The 5,022-nt window shown below is 71.2% G+C and carries 5 protein-coding genes; 1 reads left to right on the forward strand and 4 read right to left on the reverse strand.

The window, feature by feature from the left end:
* Window positions 1–538 precede the first annotated feature (538 nt).
* Entirely contained in the window at window positions 539–1,468 is a 930-nt protein-coding gene (locus ABZ904_RS46110) for a M56 family metallopeptidase (RefSeq protein WP_359401483.1), read from the reverse strand.
* Window positions 1,465–1,836: a BlaI/MecI/CopY family transcriptional regulator gene (locus ABZ904_RS46115; RefSeq protein WP_360993653.1), complete on the reverse strand. Its 372-nt coding sequence runs from the start codon at window positions 1,834–1,836 to the stop codon at window positions 1,465–1,467. Before ABZ904_RS46115 ends, ABZ904_RS46110 begins: the two co-directional genes overlap by 4 nt.
* An 89-nt stretch (window positions 1,837–1,925) precedes the next feature.
* Between ABZ904_RS46115 and ABZ904_RS46120 the strand changes: the two genes are divergently transcribed.
* On the forward strand, window positions 1,926–2,690 hold the full coding sequence (locus ABZ904_RS46120) for a phosphatase PAP2 family protein (RefSeq protein WP_360993656.1): 765 nt from the start codon (window positions 1,926–1,928) through the stop codon (window positions 2,688–2,690).
* 1,201 nt (window positions 2,691–3,891) lie between these two features.
* On the opposite strand, the gene ABZ904_RS46125 is transcribed toward ABZ904_RS46120, so the two are convergent.
* Both ABZ904_RS46125 and ABZ904_RS46130 read right to left on the reverse strand, forming a co-directional pair.
* Window positions 3,892–4,287, reverse strand: a complete 396-nt coding sequence (locus tag ABZ904_RS46125; RefSeq protein ID WP_359401492.1) for a VOC family protein — start codon at window positions 4,285–4,287, stop codon at window positions 3,892–3,894.
* Window positions 4,288–4,359: 72 nt separating this feature from the next.
* Window positions 4,360–4,752, reverse strand: coding sequence for a hypothetical protein (locus tag ABZ904_RS46130; protein ID WP_359401495.1), 393 nt, complete (start codon window positions 4,750–4,752; stop codon window positions 4,360–4,362).
* Between the last annotated feature and the right edge of the window lie 270 nt (window positions 4,753–5,022).

The raw sequence follows: 5,022 nt of genomic DNA on the forward strand, positions 1-5,022 counted from the left end.
GGAGCGGCTGGGGCTCGGGCCGGGTGCGGCTGGGGCTCGGACCTGGAGCGGCTGGACTCAGGCCGGGTGCGGCTGGGGCTCGGGCCTGGAGCGGCTGGGGCTCGGGCCGGGTGCGGCTGGGGCTCGGACCTGGAGCGGCTGGACTCAGGCCGGGTGCGGCTGGGGCTCGGGCCTGGAGCGGCGGATGGCGCTCCAGGCGGTTCGGGGGCGTTCGGCACCCTGGTCGCGCAGGTCGTTTCCGGCGGCCCCCCTCGCCCTGCTCGTCGAGGTCGTTTCCGGCGGCCCCCCTCGCCCTGCTCGTCGAGGTCGTTTCGGCGGCTTCCCGCCCCTTGGCCGCCGGGGCCCTGTCGGCGCCCCCTCGCGCCGGCCCCCAGGACTTGTCAGCGGCCCACCCCGCGCTGGCCCCCCGGACTTGTCAGCGGCCCATCTCGCCCTGGTGGCCCAGGCCCTGTCGGCGGCCGTCCTCGCCCTGGCCGCCCAGGCCGTTCAGCGGCCCTGACCGCGTACGTCGTTCGTCGCTCCCGGCCACTGAGGCCGTTCAGCGGGCCGCCTCGCCCTGCGCGACCTCGACCTGGTGATGGAAGCCGATGACTCCGGTGGCCGAGGCGCAGGCGGAGAGTGCCGCGCAGGCGACCAGGAGGGCGGTGATCCAGGAGACGGCCCGGTGCGGCGTGCGGGGGGTCGCCAGCAGGGCGGCGACCCGCTGCGGCACCGGTCCGGTGTTCACGGCGGCCGCGAAGGAGGGCCGCTCCCGGTGGCCGGCGCGGGCGGCGAGCGCGGCTCGGCCGATGGCACGTGCGGTCAGCCGCCGGTCCCCCACCACCGCGGCGGCGGCCTCGTCCGCCGTCCGCTCGACCGCGAGCCGGATGACCGCGGCCGCGGTACGCAGCGCGGGGTGGCAGTGGCCGGCCAGCTCGGCGAGGGCGAGAAAGTAGTGGTGTCCGCCGGCGTTGTGGGCCCGTTCATGGGCGAAGAGCGCCTCCCGCTCGTCCGGGCCGAGGCTGCGCAGCATGCCGGTGGTGACGACGATGCGGTGCGGCCTGCCGGGCAGGGCGTAGGCCTCCGGGTGCGGGGCGTCGATGACGCAGAGGTCGCCCGCTGTGGAGCGGCGGTCCGCCTCGCTGGTGGCGGCGCGGAAGGCCCTGGCCTGGCGCAGCACAGCGTGGGCCACGGCCCACAGGCAGACGGCGAGCGCGCCCACCGAGAACGCGGCCGCGGGCACCACGAACAGGTCCGACCCGGCGCGGAACGGACGGACCAGTGCGCCGAGCGCGGCGAACAGCGGCAACTGGAGCAGCCCGGTCAGGACGAAGGCGCCGAGCGCGGTCAGGGAACAGAACGCGAGCACGAGCGTGGAGCCCGCCACCAGCCAGAGCGCGGTCGAGGGCGCGAGCCGTGCGAGAGCGCGCCGTGCGAGCGGGGGCGTCGCGAACGGCAGGGCCAGGGGAACGAGCAACAGGAAGGTCACTGCTCACCCGATTCCAGCAGGTCCCGCAGGACACGTTCGTCGTCCTCGCTGAGCTGGGCGACGAACCGGGCCAGCACCGTGTGCCGGTCGCTGTCCCGGTCCAGCTCGGTGTGCATGCGCCGGGCGGTGAGCCCGTGGGCGTCCTGGACCGGGAAGTAGGCGTAGCCGCGGCCCTGGCGCGCGCGGCCGACGACGCCCTTCTCATGCAGCCGGGACAGGATCGTCGTCACCGTCGTACGGGCGAGTCCCGTGCCGAGGCTCAGCTGCACCTCGCCCGGGGTCTGGGGGGCGCCGGCGGCCCAGAGGGCGGCCATGACACTCGCTTCCAGCTCACCTGCCGGGCGGCGCTCGTCCTTCGCTTCGGCCATGGAACCTTCCTCACCCCGCCGTCGTCTACATTGCCGTAGACCGTCTACAAGATTGTAGTCTTTATGCGGTCGGGCCGGGCCCGGACCGCATGTCCATTATGGAAGGGGCTCACCACTATGGGCGCAGCTTCGCGCACCAGGCCGCCGAACGCGGCCGCCGTGAGCAACATGCCGTGGTGAGGCGGCAGGACAGGGCCGACCTCGCCGGTTCGACGGCGGTGGGCGCCCTGGTGGCGTTCGTGTTGCTGGCCCTGAGCGTGAAGGGACGCGGCGGCGCCCCGCTCTTCGGTGACCAGGATCTGCTGGCCTGGTCGGTCGGCCACCGCCCGCCGGTCGGGGTCTCGGTGGCGAGGGCGGTGACGTACACGGGGACGGGGCTGGTGCCCTATCTCCTGGCCGCCGTCGCCGGTCTCCTGATCGGACGCACGCTGCGGCAGCGCATGGTCGCCGTCGCCGCCTGCCTCGCCTGCCTGGCCCTGGGACAGACCGTGCGCTACAGCGTGATGTCGCTGGCTGCACGCCCCCGCCCCGCGGCAGAGAACTGGGTGACGCACGCGTCGGGCTGGTCGTTCCCCTCGGGCCACACGACGACGTCCGCGATGGCAGCCGGGCTGCTGACCCTGGCCATCCTGGTGCGCGCGCCGCGAGGCCGGGCCGGCTTCGTGGCCGTTGCCCTCATCTGGGGCGCCCTGGTCGGCCTGAGCCGGGTGTATCTGGGCGTCCACTGGTTCTCCGACGTGCTGGGCGGCTGGCTGCTGGCCCTGTGCTGGCTTAGCCTGTGCACCTACGCCGCCATCCGGTTGGTGCGACGTACCGGCACCGCCACACCGAAGTCTGGGTCCCCGGCCCCCTGAACGACACCGTGCGCACAGCGGTTCGACGCCGCGACCGCCGGGTGCCGTACGCGCACCGAAGGACAGCACGGTCGCCGGGCGTACCAAGCGGAACGCGACACGGCACGTCAGCCGTGTCGCGTCGGCCGTCTCATCGACAACGCGGGCGGAATCCCGCCACGCAGGCAGAGACAGCCGTCTGCTCTGCCGGTACAGGGGGCTCCTTGACAGGCCGCTTCCCCCGTGTCGACCCACCCCTAATTGGCAGCGTTGACGAGAATTCACCGCTTACGCGGCACCGTCTCGGCAGCCAGTACTGAACTTGACCGACCGATGCCGGGCCCGGCCACCCGGCATCGGTCGGCCCGGCCTTTACAGCCATACCCGGAGCCCCCGGGTCCTCCGATCCTACGAATGACCAGAACAGACCCACGCCTTGAACGTAGGACAGCCCTTAAGCAGACCTCTGACAACGACCGCAGCGCCCGCCCCACTTTCCGTCTCATTCAGCCCCGTTCACCTTGCGACCATCCTTCCCCGCAGCGAATCCACCGTGCCATGGTCCGGAACGCACGGCCATGGGGCCGCGTAGTCGGCACTCGAAGGGACTGGCCGTGACGACAGGGCCTGACCGCCCCCGATGGTGGTACGCGTTCCGAGGCGGTTCGTTCTTCCTCGCGGGCGGGACACTGGGCCTCATCATTTACGGACTGGTCTCGCACACGGCTTTCAGGCCGCTGCCCTGGTTCGGGCTGCTGTTTGGGACAGCCATGGCCGCCATCGCGAGCGCACTTACCGCTCGCCGACGTCGCGATCGTGCATAGACGGGCGTCCCCTGTGGTGCTGTGGCCCCACGCTATGGTCCCCCAACCTCTATCGCGACCCGGCCGCCGCGGGCGGCTTGCCCGCTGCACTGGAGCGAGTGGCAGCCGACCTTGGGGCCGATCTCGTCACCGTGCGCGACGGGCGGGACAAAGACGAAGTCGTTCAAGCGCGTATCGCGACCACGGTGCCGGACCGCGAGCCACTCTTCGTTCAGATCTTCGCCAAGGAGCGCGGCTTCACCTCGAACAGAACCAAGGCCGCACAGCCGCCGGCGTCGTGGCCCGCGTCATGCAGCGCTCCTCACGCTGACCATCACCATGTGGCACCACGACCGGAGCGGACAGCCGGCCCTGCGCTCACTGACCGCCTACGACCGCTGACCCTTCGGGCGGATCATCTAGTTGGGCGGTGCCAGGGTGCGCAGGACGTCGAACTCGTTGCCCTCGGGGTCGGCCATGACCACCCAGCGCCGGCCCGGGCCCTGGCCCACGTCCACCTTGGCGGCGCCAAGGCCAAGCAGCCTGGCCACCTCGTCGTCGGTGCTGCTGTCGATCGGGCTGACGTCCAGGTGGAGCCGGTTCTTCACGGTCTTGCCCTCGGGCACCCGGATGAACAACACAGTGGGCGGCATCTGGCGGGCCCGGACCTCCTCGACGGTCGGCTCCCAGGAGCCGATCTCGACCTTGTCCTCGCTCCGGTCGATCACCTTGAAGTCCAGGACCGCGCACCAGAAGGCCGCGAGCAGCTCCGGATCGTGGCAGTCGACAACCAACTCGGTGAACCTACTGGTCATGACTCCCCCAGAGAGTGCGGACGGGGACTCAGGGTATGGGGTCCCGCCACCCGTCCGGCAAGTCCAGGATCGCTACGACCACTGACCCTTGGCATCGATCGTCCAGGACAGCGGCTCACCGTTGAGGCCCATCCGGCTGACGGCGCGAGGCGAGAACGTCATCGGTCCTATCCAGTCCCGGCGGACGAGGGCGACCTGGGACGGCAGCGGAGCCACCGGATCGATGGCCCTTCCTCGTGACCAGTTCTGGATCAGCCCCTCGGTCGTCTCGACGGCGGACACCACCATGGTCACCTTCAACTCCCCGTCGCTCCAGGTGTTCCACAGTGCCCAGCCCTCAGACCTGGGCTCGACGCCGATGCGCGTACACACCGCCTCGTACCCTTCCTCCACCCCGGCCGGCATGGCCCCGGGCTTGAGCACTGTGGCTCCGACGAGTCTGACCCGGGGCCGGTCCTCCTCCATACATCCATCGCCCTCGAAGTGGTAATGGCGGAGAGCCCGAGCAAGTCCGTTCACGCCGCGCTGGAGGGGTGTCGAATCCTCTGGGTCTGCCTGAAACGAGAGCCATCCTTCGTCGGATGCCTCCGCGGTGACGCGCCTCGCGAGGCGCTCAATCTCGCGGAGGTAGTCCAGTTCACTGAGCTGACTCTATGAGGGCCGGGCCCCCCTTCCTGCACAGCCCGGTGGATTCTGGTTCCGGGTCCCATACGTGCTCGGAAAGGAGGCCCTCAA

Source organism: Streptomyces sp. NPDC046900, from assembly GCF_040644975.1.
Taxonomy (GTDB): domain Bacteria; phylum Actinomycetota; class Actinomycetes; order Streptomycetales; family Streptomycetaceae; genus Streptomyces.

Coding starts and splice junctions, on each gene's coding strand:
- ABZ904_RS46115 (WP_360993653.1), bottom strand. CDS start 1,836: ATGGCCGAAGCGAAGGACGAGCGCCGCCCGGCAGGTGAGCTGGAAGCG.
- ABZ904_RS46120 (WP_360993656.1), top strand. CDS start 1,926: ATGTCCATTATGGAAGGGGCTCACCACTATGGGCGCAGCTTCGCGCAC.
- ABZ904_RS46125 (WP_359401492.1), bottom strand. CDS start 4,287: ATGACCAGTAGGTTCACCGAGTTGGTTGTCGACTGCCACGATCCGGAG.
- ABZ904_RS46130 (WP_359401495.1), bottom strand. CDS start 4,752: ATGGAGGAGGACCGGCCCCGGGTCAGACTCGTCGGAGCCACAGTGCTC.